General features: G+C 71.5%; 16 protein-coding genes. 13 read left to right on the top strand and 3 right to left on the bottom strand.

Annotated features, from left to right (window positions below; translation table 11 throughout):
- Positions 1-9: 9 nt before the first annotated feature.
- From PS271_RS21285 to mutM, 5 genes are all read left to right on the top strand, one after another.
- Positions 10-1,125, top strand: a complete 1,116-nt coding sequence (locus PS271_RS21285; RefSeq protein WP_398383784.1) for a cell division initiation protein — start codon at positions 10-12, stop codon at positions 1,123-1,125.
- A 214-nt stretch (positions 1,126-1,339) separates the two neighbouring features.
- Complete coding sequence (locus PS271_RS21290; RefSeq protein WP_194960394.1) at positions 1,340-1,936, top strand: YceD family protein; 597 nt, start codon at positions 1,340-1,342, stop codon at positions 1,934-1,936.
- Positions 1,937-1,938: 2 nt separating this feature from the next.
- Positions 1,939-2,112, top strand: a complete 174-nt coding sequence (gene rpmF / locus PS271_RS21295; RefSeq protein ID WP_015657589.1) for a 50S ribosomal protein L32 — start codon at positions 1,939-1,941, stop codon at positions 2,110-2,112.
- Between the two features lie 19 nt (positions 2,113-2,131).
- Entirely contained in the window at positions 2,132-2,983 is an 852-nt protein-coding gene (gene rnc / locus PS271_RS21300; protein ID WP_398383786.1) for a ribonuclease III, read from the top strand.
- A gap of 155 nt (positions 2,984-3,138) precedes the next feature.
- Positions 3,139-4,029 (top strand): bifunctional DNA-formamidopyrimidine glycosylase/DNA-(apurinic or apyrimidinic site) lyase, encoded by an 891-nt coding sequence (gene mutM / locus PS271_RS21305; RefSeq protein WP_398383787.1) that lies wholly within the window; start codon positions 3,139-3,141, stop codon positions 4,027-4,029.
- A gap of 27 nt (positions 4,030-4,056) precedes the next feature.
- Here mutM and PS271_RS21310 read toward each other — a convergent pair whose 3' ends face one another.
- Complete coding sequence (locus PS271_RS21310; RefSeq protein WP_398383789.1) at positions 4,057-4,893, bottom strand: CAP domain-containing protein; 837 nt, start codon at positions 4,891-4,893, stop codon at positions 4,057-4,059.
- 361 nt (positions 4,894-5,254) lie between these two features.
- Between PS271_RS21310 and PS271_RS21315 the strand changes: the two genes are divergently transcribed.
- From PS271_RS21315 to PS271_RS21330, 4 genes are all read left to right on the top strand, one after another.
- Positions 5,255-5,536 (top strand): acylphosphatase, encoded by a 282-nt coding sequence (locus PS271_RS21315; protein WP_120753908.1) that lies wholly within the window; start codon positions 5,255-5,257, stop codon positions 5,534-5,536.
- A gap of 443 nt (positions 5,537-5,979) precedes the next feature.
- Positions 5,980-6,186 (top strand): hypothetical protein, encoded by a 207-nt coding sequence (locus PS271_RS21320; RefSeq protein ID WP_030369319.1) that lies wholly within the window; start codon positions 5,980-5,982, stop codon positions 6,184-6,186.
- Positions 6,187-6,456: 270 nt separating this feature from the next.
- Positions 6,457-10,074, top strand: a complete 3,618-nt coding sequence (smc, locus tag PS271_RS21325) for a chromosome segregation protein SMC (protein ID WP_398383790.1) — start codon at positions 6,457-6,459, stop codon at positions 10,072-10,074.
- Between the two features lie 222 nt (positions 10,075-10,296).
- Positions 10,297-11,715, top strand: coding sequence for a sugar porter family MFS transporter (locus PS271_RS21330; RefSeq protein WP_398383792.1), 1,419 nt, complete (start codon positions 10,297-10,299; stop codon positions 11,713-11,715).
- A gap of 597 nt (positions 11,716-12,312) precedes the next feature.
- Here PS271_RS21330 and PS271_RS21335 read toward each other — a convergent pair.
- Positions 12,313-13,797 (bottom strand): purine-cytosine permease family protein, encoded by a 1,485-nt coding sequence (locus tag PS271_RS21335; RefSeq protein ID WP_398383793.1) that lies wholly within the window; start codon positions 13,795-13,797, stop codon positions 12,313-12,315.
- Positions 13,798-14,005: 208 nt separating this feature from the next.
- On the opposite strand from PS271_RS21335, the gene ftsY reads away from it, so the two are divergent.
- The gene (ftsY, locus tag PS271_RS21340; RefSeq protein WP_356277927.1) at positions 14,006-15,250 is read left to right on the top strand and encodes a signal recognition particle-docking protein FtsY; all 1,245 of its coding nucleotides are present in this window, start codon (positions 14,006-14,008) and stop codon (positions 15,248-15,250) included.
- A gap of 210 nt (positions 15,251-15,460) precedes the next feature.
- Here ftsY and PS271_RS21345 read toward each other — a convergent pair whose 3' ends face one another.
- Positions 15,461-16,138 (bottom strand): bifunctional DNA primase/polymerase, encoded by a 678-nt coding sequence (locus PS271_RS21345; RefSeq protein WP_398383794.1) that lies wholly within the window; start codon positions 16,136-16,138, stop codon positions 15,461-15,463.
- 473 nt (positions 16,139-16,611) lie between these two features.
- On the opposite strand from PS271_RS21345, the gene nsdA reads away from it, so the two are divergent.
- From nsdA to PS271_RS21360, 3 genes are all read left to right on the top strand, one after another.
- The gene (nsdA, locus tag PS271_RS21350) at positions 16,612-18,102 is read left to right on the top strand and encodes a transcriptional repressor NsdA (RefSeq protein ID WP_398383796.1); all 1,491 of its coding nucleotides are present in this window, start codon (positions 16,612-16,614) and stop codon (positions 18,100-18,102) included.
- Positions 18,103-18,442: 340 nt separating this feature from the next.
- The gene (locus PS271_RS21355) at positions 18,443-19,753 is read left to right on the top strand and encodes an ammonium transporter (protein WP_398383798.1); all 1,311 of its coding nucleotides are present in this window, start codon (positions 18,443-18,445) and stop codon (positions 19,751-19,753) included.
- The gene (locus PS271_RS21360; RefSeq protein WP_398383800.1) at positions 19,750-20,088 is read left to right on the top strand and encodes a P-II family nitrogen regulator; all 339 of its coding nucleotides are present in this window, start codon (positions 19,750-19,752) and stop codon (positions 20,086-20,088) included. Before PS271_RS21355 ends, PS271_RS21360 begins: the two co-directional genes overlap by 4 nt.
- Positions 20,089-20,098: the final 10 nt, after the last annotated feature.

Raw genomic sequence — 20,098 nt, forward strand, 5'->3', positions numbered from 1 at the left:
GAGCGCCAGGTGGACGTCCAGAAGAAGCTCGACGAGATCGTCGCGACCGTCACCGCCGCACGGTCCATGCCGATGTCCGCCTCATGCGTCATCAACCGCGCCGAGCTGCTCGCCCTCCTCGAGGAGCTCCGCACGGGGCTGCCGGGGTCGCTCGCCCGCGCGCAGGAGGTGATCGGCGACCGCGAGCAGCTGGTCGCCGAGGCCCGCGAGGAGGCCGAGCGGATCATCGAGTCCGCTCGGGCCCACCGCGGATCACTGATCTCCGACACCGAGGTCGCCCGGCAGTCCCAGGAGGAGGCCGACCGCATCCTCGCGGAGGCCCGCCGGCAGGCCGAGGAGGTCCGTGCCGAGGCCGATGATTACGTCGACAGCAAGCTCGCCAACTTCGAGGTCGTCCTCACCAAGACCATCGGATCCGTCGACCGGGGGCGCGAGAAGCTCCTGGGCCGCACGGGGGAGGTCGGCGGCCAGGGCGACCCCGACGGGGACGCCCCGGAGCCCAGCTCCGACCCGCGCACGCAGCGGCAGCAGGCCGACGCCTACGTCGACGCCAAGCTGGGCGCCGTCTCCGCTGTCCTGAGCAAGACGCTGGAGGCCGTCGGCCGCGGCCGCGAGAAGCTCCTCGGCGCCCGCCCCGCCGACGAGCTGGGCGCCCACATGGCTGCCCAGGACGGCCTCCGCGCCGCCCACCCCACCAGCGACGCCGACTTCCTCGCCGGGCTGGCCGCGCCCCAGGCGGCGAGCGCACCGGAGCCGGCGGCGGCCGTGCACGGAGCGCCTCATGCCGCGCCCCATGCGGGCGGCTACGACGGCTACTACGAGACTCAGGCCTACCAGCCGGATCCGTACACCTATCAGCAGCAGTACGGGACGGACGGCGGCTCCCACGGGCAGCAGCCGGACCCGTACGCGGTCCAGGGCGGCTACCAGCAGGCCGATCCCTACGCCTGGCCCGCTCCCGCTCAGGGAGACGGCTACGGGGCCGCCCAGGGCGGCTACGAGCCCCAGCAGCACCAGCCCGCCCAGAGCCCGCCCCATGCGGGCGGCGCCCTGGACGAGACGAGCCTCTTCGACACCTCGATGATCGACCTGGAGCAGCTCCGCAGGTACGAGCAGGGCCGCTGACCGCACGGGGCGGGCTCCGGCTCCCTGGGGGCCCGATCGGTCGCCTCATGCGGCCGATTGGGTCTACGGCGACCCGTCCAGTATCCTGGCTCTTCGGTCGCGTGTGCATTCGCGATCTCGGCTGCCCGCATCCCTTGCGGCCGCAGGGTCGCCGTTACCGCAGCGTAGAAAGCAGGAAGCCCTGAACGCCCGCCTCGATCACCGTTCTCCTCTCGTGTTCGACACACGCGAGCTGGGGCGGCGTCCCGGTGCGCTGAAGCGGCTCTCCCGCTCCGTCCCGGCCCCCGATCACCTCGGTATCGAGGTCATCTCCGTGGCCGAGGGCGCGACCGTCGAGCTCGACCTCCGACTGGAGTCGGTCATGGAAGGGGTGCTTGTCACAGGCACCGCCCGTGCACCGCTCACCGGGGAGTGCGTAAGGTGTCTGGAGCCGCTCGAGCGAGAGCTCGAAGTGGACTTCCAGGAGATGTACTCCTACCCCGACGCCGATGACCGGAGCCGCCCCGCGGATACCGGCGACGACGCCGAGGAAGACGAAGAGGACACGCTCTTTCTCGAGGCCGACTTGCTCGACCTCGAACCCGTGCTGCGCGACGCGGTGGTGCTCGCACTGCCGCTGCAGCCGGTGTGCCAGGAAGACTGCCCCGGCCTGTGCTCCGAGTGCGGCGCACGGCTGGCGGACGACCCGGACCACCACCACGAGACCGTCGACATCCGTTGGGCGGCACTGCAGGGACTCGCCGGTTCCGACCAGGACGGCGAGAAGGACAACGCACCCCGCTCCGGCGGGGATGACTCACAGGAGAAGTAGCCGTGGCTGTTCCGAAGCGGAAGATGTCGCGCAGCAACACGCGCCACCGCCGGTCGCAGTGGAAGGCTGCGGTCACCCCCCTGGTGGCGTGCGAGCGCTGCCACGAGCCGAAGCAGCAGCACATCGCGTGCCCGAGCTGCGGCACCTACAACAAGCGCCAGGTCCTCGAGGTCTGATCGGCGGGTGACAGGCTTCATGTCAGACGCCACTACGCCGAAGAGGGCGCCGGCGGACACGGCCTCGTCTCACACGCTTCTGGAAGGGCGGCTCGGGTACAAACTCGAGACCGCCCTTCTGGTGCGTGCGCTGACCCACCGTTCCTACGCGTACGAGAACGGCGGTCTGCCGACCAACGAGCGCCTGGAGTTCCTCGGGGACTCCGTGCTGGGCCTCGTGGTCACGGACACGCTCTACCGCATCCACCCCGACCTGCCCGAGGGCCAGCTCGCCAAGCTGCGCGCCGCGGTGGTCAACTCCCGTGCACTGGCGGAGGTCGGCCGCGGGCTCGACCTCGGTTCCTTCATCCGGCTCGGCCGCGGTGAAGAGGGCACGGGAGGCCGCAACAAGGCGTCCATCCTCGCGGACACCCTTGAAGCGGTGATCGGTGCGGTCTACCTCGACCAGGGCCTGGAGGCCGCTGCCGAGCTCGTGCACCGGCTCTTCGATCCCCTGATCGAGAAGTCCTCGAACCTCGGCGCCGGCCTGGACTGGAAGACCAGCCTCCAGGAGCTGACCGCGACGGAGGGTCTCGGCGTGCCCGAGTACCTGGTCTCCGAGACCGGTCCCGACCACGAGAAGACCTTCACGGCTGCTGCCCGCGTCGGTGGTGTCGCGTACGGCACCGGCACCGGCCGCAGCAAGAAGGAAGCGGAGCAGCAGGCGGCCGAGGCCGCCTGGCGCGCCATCCATGAGGCGGCCGAAGCACGCGCTGCTGCCGCCCAGAAGGCCGAGGCCGCCCAGGCCGACGCCGGTCAGGCGGACGCCGTCAAGGCCGACGCCGTGGAGCAGGCCGGGGCCGAAGCGCCCGAGGCCGGCACCGCATCCTGACGCGCACATCCCCGGACGCCGGGCGGGCCTGACTCCAGGCCCGCCCGGCGTTCGGCGAATGCGCCACCGTACGCGAGCAGCCGCCGTACGCGAGTACCGGCATCCGGAGTACCGGCCGCCCCATGCGCGGCCGCCCCATGCGCTGGAGGAGCACCGTGCCCGAACTGCCCGAGGTCGAGGTCGTACGCCGCGGCCTGGAGCGCTGGGTCTGCGGCCGCACCGTGGCCGCCGTCGACGTGCTCCACCCCCGCGCCATCCGCCGGCACCTCGCCGGGCCCGGCGACTTCGCCGCCCAGCTCACCGGACGCCGCCTCGGCGCGGCCCGCCGACGCGGCAAGTACTTGTGGCTGCCTTTGGAGACGGACGGCCCCACGGGGCCCGACCGCGCGATCCTCGCCCACCTCGGGATGAGCGGCCAGCTCCTCGTCCAGCCGCACGAGGCCCCCGACGAGAAGCACCTGCGCATCCGCATCCGCTTCGCCGACGACGCCGGCACGGAGCTGCGCTTCGTCGACCAGCGCACCTTCGGCGGGCTCTCCCTGCACGACACGGTGCCCGGGGACCCCGAGGGACTCCCCGACGTCATCGCGCACATCGCCCGCGACCCTCTGGACCCCGCATTCGACGAGGCGGCCTTCCACGCCGCCCTGCGCCGTCGCCGTACGACCATCAAGCGCGCCCTGCTCGACCAGTCACTGATCAGCGGGGTCGGCAACATCTACGCCGACGAGGCGCTGTGGCGCACCAGGCTGCACTACGACCGCCCCACCGCGACCCTGACCCGGCCGCGCAGCGCCGAGCTCCTCACGCACATCCGTGAGGTCATGAACGAGGCCCTCGCCGTCGGCGGCACGAGCTTCGACAGCCTCTACGTCAACGTGAACGGCGAGTCCGGGTACTTCGACCGCTCGCTGGACGCGTACGGGCGCGAGGACGAGCCGTGCCGCCGCTGCGGCACGGCCATGCGCCGCCGTCCCTGGATGAACCGCTCCAGCTACTTCTGCCCCCGCTGTCAGCGCCCCCCGCGCCCGGGCGCCGCCTCCTAACGGCGCCCGGTGGCGGGGAAGCCCCCGTCAGTAGCCGAAGTCCTGCGTCCACCAGGGGCCGCTGCCGCTGGTGTTGAGCCCGATGCCGAGCGTCCGGTACTCGCCGTTGAGGATGTTCGCGCGGTGGCCCGCGCTGTGCATCCAGGCGTCCATGACGGCGCGGGCGTCGGGGTGGCCCCGGGCGATGTTCTCCCCGCCGAGGTTGCGGATGCCGTGCTTGGCGGCCCGGTCCCAGGGGGTGCGGCCGTCCGGGTCCGTGTGGCTGAAGAACCCCCGCCGGGCCATGTCGTCACTGAACGACTGGGCGAGCCTCGTCAGTTGGGTGCTGGCCCGGAGGGGCCGGAGGCCCGCCTTGGCGCGCTCCTGATTGACCAGGGCGAGCAACTGCCGCGCCATCGCCGGATACATGCCGGCCTGCTCGGCCGTGCTCTCCCGGTCCGTCAGCTGCGCATGGCCGGCGGCCTGGACCTGGTCCTGCGCCTGGTCGCGGGCCCGGCCCGCGGGGTCCGTCCCGTCGTCGTCCGGGGCGTCGGCGGGGGGCGCCTCTTCGGAGCCCTCGGAGCCGGTGTCCGCCTCATGCGGCTCCCCGGGGCCGGCCCCGGGCCCGGGCGCCGGGTCGGAAGGCGCTGCCGAGGGTGTGACGGGTGCGGCAGGTGCCGAGGCGGCGACGGGCGCCGCGGTGTCCGCCCCGTGCGCCTGAGGCCGCTCGGCATTGCGGCTCACGTGCGGCTGTCCCCGGCCGGGCCCGGCGCCGTCCGGCAGGGCGAACTCGACGGGCGGCTCGTCGGTCCGCACCTGCCGGTCCCCGCTGCTGTCGCTGCCGAGCTGGAGGGTGCCGCCGCCGGAGAAGAGGCCGGAGGTCATCGCGACCACTCCTATGGCCATCGCGGCGGACGCGCCCAGCAGGCCCGTCCGTACCGGTGTCCGCGCCCGGCTGCGGGCGGGGCGGCGCGACCCCGGGGGCCATGACCCGGGCGGGCCGCCGGGGTCGTCAGGGGGGCCGGACTCCGGGGCGCCGTGCGTCCCCCCGGCTGCCGGGGGAGAGGGGACGGGGCTGCCTGCGGTCCGTGGGCCAGAGCGTCGGTGGCGACCCATCCGCTGCCTTCCTTACGTGTTCGGCTCGGTGTGCGTCACTCGTACGGGGCGACCTGTCGACCGGCGACTGTACGGCAATACATGAGGGGTCGAAGTGCTGATTATGTAATTGGCCGGTTAGCGTGCAGACATGAACGAGAATGTCCGTCTCACGGCGTGGGTCCGTGGACATGTGCAAGGTGTCGGCTTCCGGTGGTTCACGCGGGAGAACGCTTTGCGCATCGGAGCGCTGGCAGGCTTCGCGTCGAATCTCTCCGACGGCCGGGTCCAGATCGTCGCGGAAGGCCCGCGAGAAGGATGCGAACTTCTGCTCGATTGGCTGCGGGCCGGCGACACGCCCGGGCGGGTGGACGGGGTCACCGAGATCTGGGGTGACCCGCGGGGCGGATACGACGGGTTCGAGATCCGCTGACGGATCCGCCGACATAACGGTTCGGAAAACGGAAAATCATCCAGGAGGGAACAGGGAGGGGTGCGCGGGGGCCGTGAAGGGCGGGTGCGAAGGGCCGCGATGACCTTAGTGATATGCCTTTGGCATATGCGAAGGGCAGAAATTCCCTGATGGTTGCCAAGACGGCCCCGGCGTGGAAGGCTGCGAGACAACGGATGATCTCCACGCCCCTACGGGCCCCGGCAGAGTCGGCGCCGCACACGTACCGCCGCGCCCCCTGGGACGCCCGCGGATACGGGGTGTGATCGTGTTGACCGTCAAACCTTTTGGTGAGACTCTGGAAGCCCCGCGCACCTTAGCTGTTTGGCATTGAACACGCAGTAGCGATGGCAGACACCGCGGGTGCGAATCCCTCACGACCCACACCGCTTCGGTCGGTCACTCAGTGTGGAGGACCATCCATCATGGCAAAGGCGCTTCTCGGTTACGTCGGCGGCTCCGACCCCCGAGTCCTCGCCGAGATGCGACGGCTTCAGCAGCGTGTCCAGGACCTCGAATCCGAGCTCATCCGGATGCAGGCCGAGAATGACGCGCTGTCTGCCGCCGCTCACCACGGCGACTCGCTGCTCGACAGCATCGACGTTTCCAAGGCGGAGCCTGCGCTCGCCTGACCAGAGGCCCTGCCCCGGGGGCCGGTCAGGCTGCACTGTCAGCCGCTTGAGAGTTGTAAGGGACGCTTCGGCGTCCCTTCGTCATATCCGATCATCATACGGTCGCGGTATTTCTGGTGACTGCGGCTATTTTTTCCCACTTTTCGGTGCGCTCTTAACGACTGATGTGCCCTGCCCCTTCCCGGGTGAAACCCTTTGCGACTTCCGCGGCGCGCCAGCGCCCCGTCCGGGTCGGTGCCGGAAGAGGGCCGGGCGGTAGAGTCCTTCCGCGTGCACCTCAAGAGCCTGACCCTGCGGGGGTTCAAATCCTTCGCCTCCGCGACGACCCTGCGCTTCGAGCCCGGGATCACCTGCGTCGTGGGGCCCAACGGCTCCGGCAAGTCCAATGTCGTCGACGCCCTCTCCTGGGTCATGGGCGAGCAGGGGGCCAAGTCCCTGCGCGGCGGCAAGATGGAAGACGTCATCTTCGCGGGGACGACCGGCCGCCCTCCGCTGGGCCGCGCCGAGGTCTCCCTCACGATCGACAACTCCGACGGCGCCCTGCCGATCGACTACTCCGAGGTCACCATCACGCGGATCATGTTCCGCAACGGCGGCAGTGAGTACCAGCTCAACGGCGACACCTGCCGGCTCCTCGACATCCAGGAGCTCCTCTCGGACTCCGGCATCGGCCGCGAGATGCACGTCATCGTCGGCCAGGGACAGCTCGACTCCGTCCTGCACGCCGACCCGGCCGGCCGCCGCGCCTTCATCGAGGAGGCGGCGGGCGTCCTCAAGCACCGCAAGCGCAAGGAGAAGGCGCTCCGCAAGCTCGACGCGATGCGCGCCAACCTCGCCCGTGTCCAGGACCTCACCGACGAACTGCGGCGGCAGCTCAAGCCGCTCGGCCGGCAGGCCGCGGTCGCGCGCCGCGCCGCCGTCATCCAGGCCGACCTGCGCGACGCCCGCCTGAGGCTCCTCGCCGACGACCTCGTCACCCTCCGGGAAGCGCTGCGCACCGAGCTCGCCGACGAGGCCGCGCTCAAGGCCCGCAAGGACGCCGCCGAGGCCGAGCTGCGGGCCGCGCTCCAGCGCGAGACGGCCCTGGAGGAGCAGGTGCGGGCGCTCACCCCGCGACTGGCCGGCGCCCAGCAGACCTGGTACGAACTCTCCCGCCTCGCCGAGCGGGTACGGGGCACGATCGGCCTCGCGGACGCGCGCGTCACCAGCGCGACCACCGCCCCGGCCGAGGAACGACGCGGCCGCGACCCGGAGGACCTGGAGCGCGAGGCAGCCCGCATCCGCGAGCAGGAGGCCGAACTGGAAGCCGCCCTGGAGGCGGCGAGCCGCGCCCTGGAGGACACCAGCGAGCACCGTGCCGCCCTGGAGCGGCAGCTGGCGGAGGAGGAGCGCCGCCTCAGGGACGCCGCGCGGGCCATCGCCGACCACCGCGAGGGGCTCGCCCGGCTCCAAGGCCGCGTCACCGCCGCACGGGGCCGCGCGGCCTCCGCACAGTCCGAGATCGACCGGCTGGTCACCGCGCGCGACGAGGCCCGGGAGCGGGCGGCCGCCGCCCAGGAGGAGTACGAGCGGCAGCAGGCGGAGGTCGAGGGACTCGACGCCGGGGACGCCGAACTGGCGAGCCGGCATGAGGCCGCCAAGAAGGAGCTCGCCGCCGCCGAAGCCGCACTGACCGAGGCGCGCGAGGAGGCCACGGCCACCGAGCGCCGCCGCGCGGCGACGGGCGCACGCCGCGACGCGCTCGCCCTCGGGCTGCGCCGCAAGGACGGCACGGGCGCGCTGCTGGCAGCGCAGGATCGTTTGTCCGGGCTGCTGGGGCCGGCGGCCGGCCTGCTGACCGTCGCCCCCGGCTACGAACTGCCGGTCGCCGCCGCCCTCGGAGCCGCCGCCGATGCGCTCGCGGTCACGGACACCGCGACGGCGGCCGAGGCGCTGAGGCTGCTCCGCAAGCAGGACGCCGGGCGGGCGGCGCTCGTGGTGGCACGGGGCCTGGAGCGCGGCGCCGTGCACAGCGAGGGCCCCATGCCGAACCCCGTGCCGTTGTCCGCACGGGGCGCGCAGGAAGCCGCCCCATGCGGCCCCCGCCCCGCCCTCGAACTCGTCGACGGCCCCGCCCCTGTCCTCGACGCCGTCCGCGCCCTGCTGCGCGACGTCGTGGTCGTCGCGACGCTGGAGGACGCCGAGGAACTGGTCGAGGAGCGGCCCGGGACCGTCGCCGTGACTGCCGAAGGCGACCTCCTCGGAGCCCACTTCGCCCAGGGCGGCTCCGGCGGCGCACCGAGCCTCCTGGAGGTCCAGGCGGCTGTCGACGAAGCCACCGCCGAACTGGCCGACCTGGACGCACGGTGCGCCGCCCTGCAGACCGCTCAGCATGACGCCGCCGCACGGCGCGCCGAGTGCGCCGCACACGTAGAAGAGCTGGCCACCCGCCGCAGTGCCGCCGACCGGGAGAAGTCCCAGGTCGCCCAGGCCCTCGGCCGGCTCGCAGGGCAGGCACGCGCGGCGGCCGACGAGGCCGGCCGCACGGACGCTGCCGTGGCCCGTGCCGAGGAGGCCCTCGCGCGGGCCTGCGAAGAAGCCGAGGAGCTCGCCGAACGGCTGGCCGTGGCCGAGGAAGCCGCCCCGGGCGAGGGCGCCGAGGAGCCCGACACCTCCGTACGGGACCGGCTCGCCGCCGACGGCGCCAACGCCCGGCAGACCGAGATGGAGGCGCGGCTCCAGGGCCGTACGCACGAGGAGCGCGTGAAGGCCCTCGCGGGCCGGGCGGACGGCCTGGACCGCGCGGCCCGCGCCGAGCGCGAGGCCCGGACCCGCGCGGAGCAGCGGCGCCTCAGGCTGCGGCATGAGGCGGCGGTCGCCGGGGCCGTCGCGTCCGGCGCCCGGCAGCTCCTCGCGCACGTCGAGGTCTCCCTCGTGCGCGCCGACGAGGAGCGGCGCCGTGCGGAAGAGGCGAAGGGCGCCCGGGAGCGGGAGCTCGTCGCCGAGCGCAACCGGGGCCGCGAGCTGAAGGGCGAGCTGGACAAGCTCACCGACTCGGTGCACAAGGGCGAGGTGCTCGGCGCGGAGAAGCGGCTGCGCATCGAGCAGCTGGAGGCCAGGGCCCTGGAGGAGCTCGGCGTCGAACCCGCCGGCCTGGTCGCCGAGTACGGGCCGGACCAGCCCGTACCGCCGTCCCCGCCGGCCGAGGGCGAGGAGCTCCCCGAGGACCCGGACCACCCCAGGAACCGGCCGGCCCCGTACGTCCGCGCGGAGCAGGAGAAGCGGCTTCGGGCCGCTGAGCGCGCCTATCAGCAGCTGGGCAAGGTCAACCCGCTCGCCCTGGAGGAGTTCGCGGCCCTGGAGGAGCGGCACCAGTTCCTCTCCGAGCAGCTGGAGGACCTCAAGAAGACCCGCAGCGACCTGCTCCAGGTCGTCAAGGACGTCGACAAGCGCGTGGAAGAGGTCTTCACCGAGGCGTACCGGGACACGGCCCGCGAGTTCGAGGGAGTCTTCTCCCGGCTCTTCCCCGGGGGCGAGGGGCGGCTCGTCCTCACCGACCCGGACGACATGCTGGCCACCGGCGTGGACGTCGAGGCGCGCCCGCCGGGCAAGAAGGTCAAGCGCCTGTCGCTGCTGTCGGGCGGCGAGCGCTCCCTGACCGCAGTGGCACTGCTGGTCGCGATCTTCAAGGCGCGGCCGAGCCCGTTCTACGTGATGGACGAGGTCGAGGCGGCGCTGGACGACACCAACCTCCAGCGGCTGATCGGGATCATGAAGGAGCTGCAGGAGAGCTCGCAGCTGATCGTCATCACGCACCAGAAGCGGACGATGGAGGTCGCCGACGCCCTGTACGGGGTATCGATGCAGGGAGACGGCGTCTCCAAGGTGATCAGCCAGCGACTTCGTTGATCTTGTAATCCTCGTAGGCGACTTCAGTTCTTCAAGTGTTGAACTCAACCTGTGAGATACCCGCGGGAAACTTCTTGGTTACGACCTATTGACTTAAGAAGATGAAGACATAGGGTCTGCATCGTTGCTAATACCTTCAAGTGGTGGGCCCCCAAGTCCTGTGCCCCACTTGAAGAGCCAGCCCCCACGCCCGGCAGTGCCGCCGGGCCTCAGGAGTACACGTTGACCAGCACTGCGACGGCGCAGGGGTCCGAGGGCCGCAAGGCCCAGCCGGACCACCTCGGCCATGTCATCTTCATCACCGCGGCCGCGGCCATGGGTGGCTTTCTCTTCGGTTACGACAGCTCCGTGATCAACGGTGCCGTCGAGGGCATTCGCGGGAAGTACGACATCGGCTCCGCAGCCCTGGCCCAGGTCATCGCCATCGCCCTCATCGGCTGTGCGATCGGTGCCGCCACCGCGGGCCGCCTCGCGGACCGCATAGGCCGCATCCGCGTCATGCAGATCTCGGCGACGCTCTTCACGATCAGCGCCGTCGGCTCCGCCCTGCCGTTCGCCCTGTGGGACCTCGCCTTCTGGCGCGTCCTGGGCGGCATCGCCATCGGCATGGCCTCCGTCATCGGCCCGGCCTACATCGCCGAGGTCTCGCCGCCCGCCTACCGCGGCCGCCTCGGCTCCTTCCAGCAGGCCGCGATCGTCGTCGGCATCGCCGTCTCCCAGCTCGTCAACTGGGGCATCCTCAACCTCGCCGACGGCGACCAGCGCGGTCACCTCCTGGGCATCGAGGCCTGGCAGCTGATGCTCGGCGTCATGGTCGTCCCGGCCGTCCTCTACGGCCTGCTCTCCTTCGCGATCCCCGAGTCGCCCCGCTTCCTCATCTCCGTCGGCAAGATCGACAAGGCGAAGGCCGTCCTCGCCGACGTCGAGGGCCACGGTGTCGACCTCGGCAAGCGCGTCGCCGAGATCGAGCTCGCGATGCACAGCGAGGAGAAGTCCACCTTCAAGGACCTCATCGGCGGCAAGGCGGGCTTCCTGCCCATCGTGTGGGTCGGCATCGGCCTGTCGGTCTTCCAGCAGCTCGTCGGCATCAACGTGGCCTTCTACTACTCGGCCACCCTGTGGCAGTCCGTGGGCATCGACCCGAGCGACTCGTTCCTCTACTCGTTCACCACGTCGATCATCAACATCGTCGGCACCGTGATCGCGATGATCTTCGTCGACCGCGTCGGCCGCAAGCCGCTCGCCCTCGTCGGTTCCGCCGGTATGGCCATCTCCCTCGCCCTCGAGGCCTGGGCCTTCTCCGCACAGGCCGGCGACGGCTCCCTGCCCACCGCGCAGGGCACGGTCGCCCTGATCGCGGCGCACGCCTTCGTGCTCTTCTTCGCCCTCTCGTGGGGCGTCGTGGTCTGGGTCTTCCTCGGCGAGATGTTCCCCAACCGCATCCGCGCCGCGGCGCTCGGCGTCGCCGCCTCCGCGCAGTGGATCGCCAACTGGGCCATCACCGCGAGCTTCCCGAGCCTCTCGGACTGGAACCTCTCCGGTACGTACGTCATCTACGCGGTCTTCGCCGTGCTCTCAATCCCCTTCGTGCTCAAGTACGTCAAGGAGACGAAGGGCAAGGCGTTGGAGGAGATGGGCTAACCCCCCCGCCGCCCTCTCCTCAACAGGACGCTGCCCCGGCTCACCGACGAGCCGGGGCAGCGTCCTGTTTGCGTACGGGAGGAGCGGGTGCCGCCTCATGCGGGCGGGCCGGGGGGTGCCGGGCGGGCCGGGCGTGGCTGCATGGGGCGGCGCATGAGGCGGCGCATGAGGCGGTACGGGCTTGAGGCGGCGGGGCATGAGGCGGCCCGGGAGTGCCCCATACGGCGCCCGATCCAACGCCCCGTGCGGCGCCCCATGCGGCGTTGTACGGCCGCCTCATGCAGTGCCTCATGCGTGGACCACCTCATGCCCCGCCCGCCCCATGCGGCGCGCAGTACGACGCCGCTCCGGCGCCGCAGGGAGCCATCCGTCCCAAAGGGGGCCTCATGCCCGGGCTGCCGGGCAAAACCAGAGGGCGCCCTGCCACCCGCCGTCCGTGAGCCGTCCGCCCGGCACGGATGCACGTACGCCTCGCTGCCGGCCCGCTCCGCTGTCGCCGCGCGGCAGCCGCAGCGCGCAAGGACGCGCCGTGCACAAACGAGGGCGCCCCCACCGCCGTAGCAGTGGGGGCGCCCTCGTACAGGGAACAGCGGCGCGTCAGGCGCCGACCTTCACCCGCTCCGAGTCGTCGGCGGCGGCGTCCGCGGCCTCCGCCGCGGCGACCTCCCGCGGGGCCGGCAGCACAGCCATGATCAGCGCCGAAATGGCGATCGTGGCGGCCCAGCCCAGCCCGTACTTGCCGACGAACGTCGTCGCCAGCGGGCCGGTGAACCAGTCGCACTGGGTGAAGCAGATGCCCGCGGCCAGCGCGACCGCCCAGGCCGTCATCGCCTGCCAGCAGAAGCCGCCCACGTACCAGTAGCGGCTGGTGCGGCCGGTGTCCATGAGGGCCTCAGCGTCGTACCGCACGGCGCGGGACTTACGGCGTGCCATGTCGACCGCGTAGACGCCGATCCAGGCGGAGAAGGAGACCGCGAGCAGGATCAGGAAGGTGATGAAGGAGCTCAGGAAGCTCTTCGCGACCAGCATCAGCAGCAGACCGCCGACGAGCGAGATGATCGCATTGATGCTGACGGCCATGGCACGGGGCAGCTTGACGCCCATCGTCTGGGCGGTGAAGCCGGCCGAGTACATCGAGAGGCTGTTGATCAGCAGCATGCCCACGATGGCGGTGATCAGATACGGGACGGCCAGCCAGGTCGGCAGGATGTCACCGAGGAAGGAGACCGGGTCGGGGGCCTCGGCCAGGTCGGGGGTGGCGACGGCCATGACCCCGCCCATGAGGACCATGGGGACCATCACGATGCCCGCACCGGAGAGCGTCGCACCGACGATCTTCTTGCCGGACGCCGCGTGGGGCAGGTAGCGCGCGAAGTCGGGGCCGGTGGGCACCCAGCTGATGCCGCCGGCGGCGATGGTGCCGATGCCGGCGATCATCATCGCGGTGGTGCCGGCCGGCTTGGAGAAGACGTCGTCCCACTTGATGTTGGCGATCAGGTAGACGAGCACCAGGACGCTGAAGATGCCGAAGAGGTACGTCGACCACTTGTTGCACACGTTGAGCGCCTTGCGCCCCATGCCGCTCACCAGGAACGTGCACGCGACGAACGCGAAGAGCGTGACGACGATCAGCGGGGTGTTGCTCTTGATCCCGAAGACCAGGTCGAGCACGGTCAGCACCGCGTACGCACCGGTGACCGCGTTGATCGTCTCCCACCCGAAGCGCGCGACCCACAGGATCGCACCCGGGAAGAGGTTGCCGCGGACGCCGAACGTCGCGCGGGAGAGCATCGCGCCGGGCGCACCGCCCCACTTGCCGGAGACCGACAGGACGCCGACCATGCCGAACGACGCCAGCGCGGCGCAGGCGGCGACGATCAGGACCTGCCAGAAGTTCAGCTTGTTGAACACCACCAGGGCCGCGCCCATGGTGAGCAGCAGCACACTGATGTTGGCGGCGACCCAGGTCGGGAAGAGCTCACGGACCCGGCCGTGACGCTCATGATCCGGAACGGGCTCGATACCGCGGGTTTCTATCGCGCCGCCGGATTCGGCGGCGGACAGCTTGGACGCGTTGTCCATGTGGGGGGCTCCGTGCGGGTGAAGCGGGGCGGGAAGCCTGGGCAGAAAAGGTCTAGGGGACTCTACGCGCGTCGCACAGCCCCACGCCATCGTACTTTGCTCCAACTTTAGCCCATTGGGGCGATTCCTCCTTGGAGGAATCCCCGAACGCGCACGTCACCCGCCGAGGCCCCCCACCGGCGGCGCGGTGTCCGATACTGGGGGCGTTATGGAAATCGTCATCCTTGCTGTAGTCATCGCTGTGGTCGCGCTCGGCGCGATCAGCGGGCTCGTGGTCAGCAGCCGTAAGAAGAAGCAGCTGCCCCCGGCCCCGCCGAGCAGCCCGTCCGTCACCGCGCCGCCCGCCGAGCCCCACGTAGGCGAGGAGGCCGAACCCCCCAGCGCCGAGCCGCGCCGGACCGTGGAGGAGGTCGAGCTGCCGGCCCCCGAGGCGCCGGCAGCCGAAGCCGCGCCCGAGGCCCCCGCCGCCCCGGCCGAGCCCGAGGCGCCCGCCGCGCCCGCGGTCGAGGTCCCCGAGCCCACCGCAGGCCGCCTCGTGCGGCTGCGCACGAGGCTGTCCCGCTCCCAGAACTCGCTCGGCAAGGGCCTGCTGACCCTGCTGTCGCGCGAGCACCTCGACGAGGACACGTGGGAGGAGATCGAGGACACCCTGCTGACCGCCGACGTCGGCGTCGCCCCCACGCAGGAGCTCGTCGAGCGCCTCCGCGAGCGCGTCAAGGTGCTCGGCACCCGCACCCCCGAGGAACTGCGCACCCTGCTCCGCGAGGAACTGCTCACCCTCATCGGCACCGACGCCGACCGCACCGTCCACACCGAGCCCGGCGTGGGCGTGAACGGCGAGGAGAAGCCCGGCGTCGTCATGGTCGTCGGCGTCAACGGCACCGGCAAGACCACCACCACGGGCAAGCTCGCCCGCGTGCTCGTCGCCGACGGCAAGTCCGTCGTCCTGGGCGCGGCCGACACCTTCCGCGCCGCCGCGGCCGACCAGCTGCAGACCTGGGGCGAGCGCGTCGGCGCCCGCACGGTGCGCGGGCCGGAGGGCGGCGACCCGGCGTCGATCGCCTTCGACGCCGTCAAGGAGGGCATCGCCGAGAACGCCGACGTCGTCCTGATCGACACCGCCGGCCGGCTCCACACCAAGACCGGCCTCATGGACGAGCTCGGCAAGGTCAAGCGGGTCGTCGAGAAGCACGGCTCGGTCGACGAGGTGCTGCTCGTCCTGGACGCCACCACCGGTCAGAACGGCCTCGTGCAGGCACGCGTCTTCGGTGAGGTCGTCAACATCACCGGCATCGTCCTCACCAAGCTCGACGGCACCGCCAAGGGCGGCATCGTCGTTGCCGTCCAGCGCGAGCTGGGCGTGCCTGTGAAGCTCGTCGGTCTCGGCGAGGGCGCGGACGACCTCGCGCCGTTCGAGCCCGAGGCGTTCGTCGACGCGCTCATCGGCGACTGACGCTCCGTACGTGCGTCGGCCGACGCACGACTGACGCTCCGTACAGCGTCGGCCGAGGCATCGGCCGGCTCGCAGGCGCTCGCGCCGACGTCCCCGCCCGGGCCTGGAAGCCGGGCCGAGAAAGGGCCCCTTTCGCAGGTGCAGCTGCGGAAGGGGCCCTTTCGTACGGGGCAGGGCCGGGCGGACCGGGGCGGGCGCGGCCGCCGAGGCTCAGGAGGCCGCCGACCGGTGGCACACATAGGCGAGGGTGCCGAGGAGCAGCCGGGCCTGCGGGGGGCGCCCCGCGGTGTCCAGCGTGGGCGGGCGGAGCCAGCGCATGGGGCCGAGGCCGGCGTGGTCCGAGGGGGGCGCGGTGACGTGCTCGCCGGGCCCCATGCAGCGAAGGTCGAGCCGGGCGTCGTCCCACCCCATGCGGTAGAGCAGCTGGGGGAGCTCCTGCGCGGCGCCCGGGGCGACGAAGAACAGCGCCCGGCCGTCCGGTGTCAGCGCCACGGGCCCGAGCGGCAGCCCCATCCGCTCCAGCCGGACCAGAGCGTGCCGCCCGGCCGCCTCGGCGACCTCCAGGACGTCGAAGGAGCGCCCTACGGGCAGCAGCACCGCCGCGCCCGGCACCTCGGCCCATGCGGCCGCGGCAGCATCCAGCGTGGCCCCCGCGGGCACCGCACGACCGAAGGAGAGAGGGTGCGCGCCGGGGGAGGGGCAGTCGCCGGCACCGCACGAGCAGACCGCGCTCGACGGACGCCCCGTGCGGGAGGCGCGGGCGCCGGGCACCACATCCCACCCCCACAGGCCGGTGTACTCCGCCACCGTCGTCACGCACTCCGACGTGCGTCCGCGGCGCCGTGAGCCCGAGCGCAGGTCCCGGATGCCGCCGATTGTGAAGCCCATGCCCCCTCCAACGGGTCGTGCTCGCAGATGGTTACGAGTCGGAGTGTCTCGAACACGGACCGTTGCCGAATCCCTTCAGGAGGCGGCGTGACGGTGTGCAACGGGTGGTGCGGGGCCGGATGTGCGCCGGAGCGTGCATCGGTCCACCCTTCCCTGGGCTCTCCCTGATCGTCCGCTGTCAAGTCAATCGCGTGGAGGAGCGGCCGGGTTCATTCCTTGGGGTGGCGAATGGTGGCGTTTACTGGACTGCCCTCGCCTCAGCAGTGATCGTAGGATTACTTTCGGTGCACGAACCCATGGGAGATGTGCCCCGCCGGTGGGTATGCCGGGGGCATGGACCGTCTCGTCGCCAGGCCGGAATTCCTCGCGGCCCGGGGGTGCATCGCCACACGGACAGCCGCAAGAGGCGGCAAGCTGTGGGTGGTTCACACGGTTCACGCACAGACAGCAGAGTTCGGGATGGGGGCTTCCAAGTGGGCAGCAACGGCAGCGGCGCCGGCGGTGCCGAGAAGGCTGACAAGCGCCCCAACGAGCAGTTGGGTTCCTGGTTCATGCGGAGCGGATGGTCCAAGGGCGAGCTGGCGCGCCAGGTCAACCGCAGGGCACGGCAGTTGGGCGCCCATCACATCAGCACGGACACCTCGCGCGTGCGCCGCTGGCTGGACGGCGAGCAGCCCCGCGAGCCCATCCCGAAGATCCTGTCGGAGCTGTTCTCCGAGCGCTTCGGATGCGTCGTCGGCATCGAGGACATCGGCCTGCGGACGGCCCACCAGTCCCCGTCCGTCTCCGGCGTCGACCTGCCCTGGGCCGGTCCGCAGACCGTCGAGCTGATCAGTGAGTTCTCCCGCAGCGACCTGATGCTCGCGCGGCGCGGCTTCCTCGGCGCCTCGCTCGCCCTCTCCGCCGGCCCCGGGCTCATCGAGCCCATGCAGCGCTGGCTGGCTCCCGGTTCCGGCGGTAAGGAGGGTTCCGGCGTGCTGTCGCAGGAGCGCTCGCGGCCGGGCCGCCTCTCCGGCCCCGAGCTCGACCTCCTCGAGTCGACGACGGTGATGTTCCGCCAGTGGGACGCCCAGTGCGGCGGCGGCCTGCGCCGCAAGGCCGTGGTCGGCCAGCTCCACGAGGTCACCGACCTCCTCCAGGAGTCCCAGCCGGAGGCCACCTCCAGGCGGCTGTTCAAGGCCGCTGCCGAGCTGGCCGGGCTGGCCGGCTGGATGAGCTACGACGTCGGCCTGCACCCCACCGCCCAGAAGTACTTCGTCCTCGCCCTCCACGCCGCCAAGGAGGCCGGAGACCGCCCCCTGGGGGCGTACATCCTGTCCTGCATGAGCCGCCAGATGATCCACCTCGGCCGGCCTGACGACGCCCTGGAGCTCATCCACCTCGGCCAGTACGGGTCCCGGGAGACGGCCACCGCGCGCACCCAGGCGATGCTGTACGCGGTGGAGGCCCGCGCATACGCCAACATGGGCCAGCCCGCCAAGTGCAAGCGCGCGGTCAACATGGCGGAGGACTGCTTCTCCGACTGCACCCCGGGCGACGGCGACCCCGACTGGATCCGCTTCTTCTCCGAAGCCGAGCTCAACGCGGAGAACGCCCACTCGTACCGCGACCTCGCCTACGTGGCCGGCCGCAGCCCCACGTACACCTCCCTCGCCCGGCCCAAGATGCAGCGCGCCGTGGAGCTCTTCGAGAAGGACAACGAGCACCCCCGTTCGTATGCGCTCAACCTCATCGGCATGGCCACCGTCCACCTCATGGAGGGCGAGCCCGAGCAGTCCACCGTTGTCGCGGGCAAGGCCCTCAAGCTCGCCAAGCAGGTGCGCTCCGAGCGGGTCAACAACCGCCTGCGCAAGACCGTCGGCAATGCCGTGCGCGACTACGGGGACGTCGCCGAAGTCCTCGCCCTCACCGAGCAGATCTCCGTCCAGCTGCCGGAGTCGCCGGAAGCCGTCCAGGCGGTCTGACCGCCCCTGCCGGCCCCTCTACCCGGCCGCGGTGCTCCTCCCGAACAACCCGACTCGGCTCCCCCATGCCAGGTCACTCCGGGCGGACGCCGCGGCCGGCCTCATGCCCGGCCTCATGCCTGGCCTCATGCCCCGGGAGGAGCGCCCCCGTACGCCCGGAGGAGGCCGCGGAGAGTAGCGGCGATCACGCACCCGCCGCGTCCGCTTCACCCGGGCGTAACACGCCCGCCGTCTTCGTCACTGCCGCGAAACAAGCAGCTTCATCGGCTGAAATCCCGCTGCGCCAACCTCATGGCGAAAACCGGCCCGCTCGGGCCACCGCTTCGAGGAGACACCGACCATGAATGGCGCGGATACCGCATTCGTATTGATCAGTGCCGCACTCGTGATGCTGATGACACCGGGACTGGCCTTCTTCTACGGCGGCATGGTGCGGGTCAAGAGCGCCTTGAACATGCTGATGATGTCGTTCGTCTCGCTCGGCATCGTCACCGTCCTGTGGGTGCTCTTCGGCTACTCGCTCGCCTTCGGCGACGACGTCGGCGCAGGACTGCTCGGCGACCTCGGCCACATCGGATTCAAGGGCATCGGCCCCGAGACCCTGACCGGAGGCAAGGAAGGCATCCCCGTCTTCGCCTTCGCCCTCTTCCAGCTGATGTTCGCCGTGATCACCCCCGCCCTGATGAGCGGCGCCCTCGCCGACCGCGTGAAGTTCAGCGCCTGGGCCCTGTTCATCACCCTCTGGGTCAGCGTGGTCTACTTCCCCGTCGCCCACTGGGTCTGGCAGGCCGACGGCTGGCTGTTCAAGCTCAAGGTGATCGACTTCGCGGGCGGCACCGCCGTCCACATCAACGCGGGCATCGGCGCGCTCGCCGCGGTCCTCGTCGTCGGCAAGCGCATCGGCTTCAAGAAGGACCCCATGCGCCCGCACAGCCTGCCGCTGGTGGTGCTCGGCACGGGGCTGCTGTGGTTCGGCTGGTTCGGCTTCAACGCGGGCTCCGCGCTCGCCGCCAACGGCACCGCCGCCAACATGGCCATGAACACCCAGGTCGCCACCGGCGCCGCCATGCTCGGGTGGCTCGCCTACGAGCGCATCCGGCACGGGGCCTTCACCACCCTGGGCGCCGCCTCAGGCGCCGTCGCGGGGCTCGTCGCCATCACCCCCTCGGGCGCCGCCGTCAACGCCTTCGGTGCCCTCCTCATCGGCGTCGTCGCCGGCGCCGTGTGCTCCTGGGCCGTCAGCCTGAAGTTCCGGCTCGGCTTCGACGATTCCCTCGACGTCGTCGGCGTCCACCTCGTGGGCGGCGTCATCGGCACGCTCCTCGTCGGCCTCCTCGCCACCGACGGAGTCGGTGGCGCCACGCAGCTCGGCCGTCAGGCCGTCGGAGCCTTCTCCGTCATGGCCTACTCGTTCGCCGTCTCCTGGATCCTCGCCAAACTCGTGGACAAGACCATCGGCTTCCGGGCCACCGAGGACGACGAGGTCGGCGGCATCGACCAGGCCTTCCACGCCGAGACCGCCTACGACCTCACCGGGGTCGGCGCCGTCGCCCGCAGCGCCGCGCCCGCCCCGCCGCGGCCGGCCGCCACCCCGGAACAGGCCGGACCGGGCGAGGCGGGCACCCCGCAGAACAAGAAGGTGGACGCATGAAGCTCATCACCGCAGTCGTCAAGCCGTTCCGCGTCGACGACATCAAGGAGGCCCTCCGGACCTTCGGCATCCAGGGCCTGACCGTCACCGAGGCCAGCGGCTACGGCCGCCAGCGCGGCCACACGGAGGTCTACCGCGGCGCCGAGTACCAGGTCGACCTCGTCCCCAAGGTCCGCATCGAGGTCCTCGTCGAGGACGGCGACGCCGATGACGTCATCGACGTCATCGTCAAGAAGGCCCACACCGGCAAGATCGGCGACGGCAAGGTCTGGGTCGTCCCCGTCGAAACCGTCGTCCGGGTACGCACCGGCGAGCGCGGCCCCGACGCCATCTGACCGTGGGGCC

This window comes from Streptomyces sp. SCA2-17 (assembly GCF_044336695.1).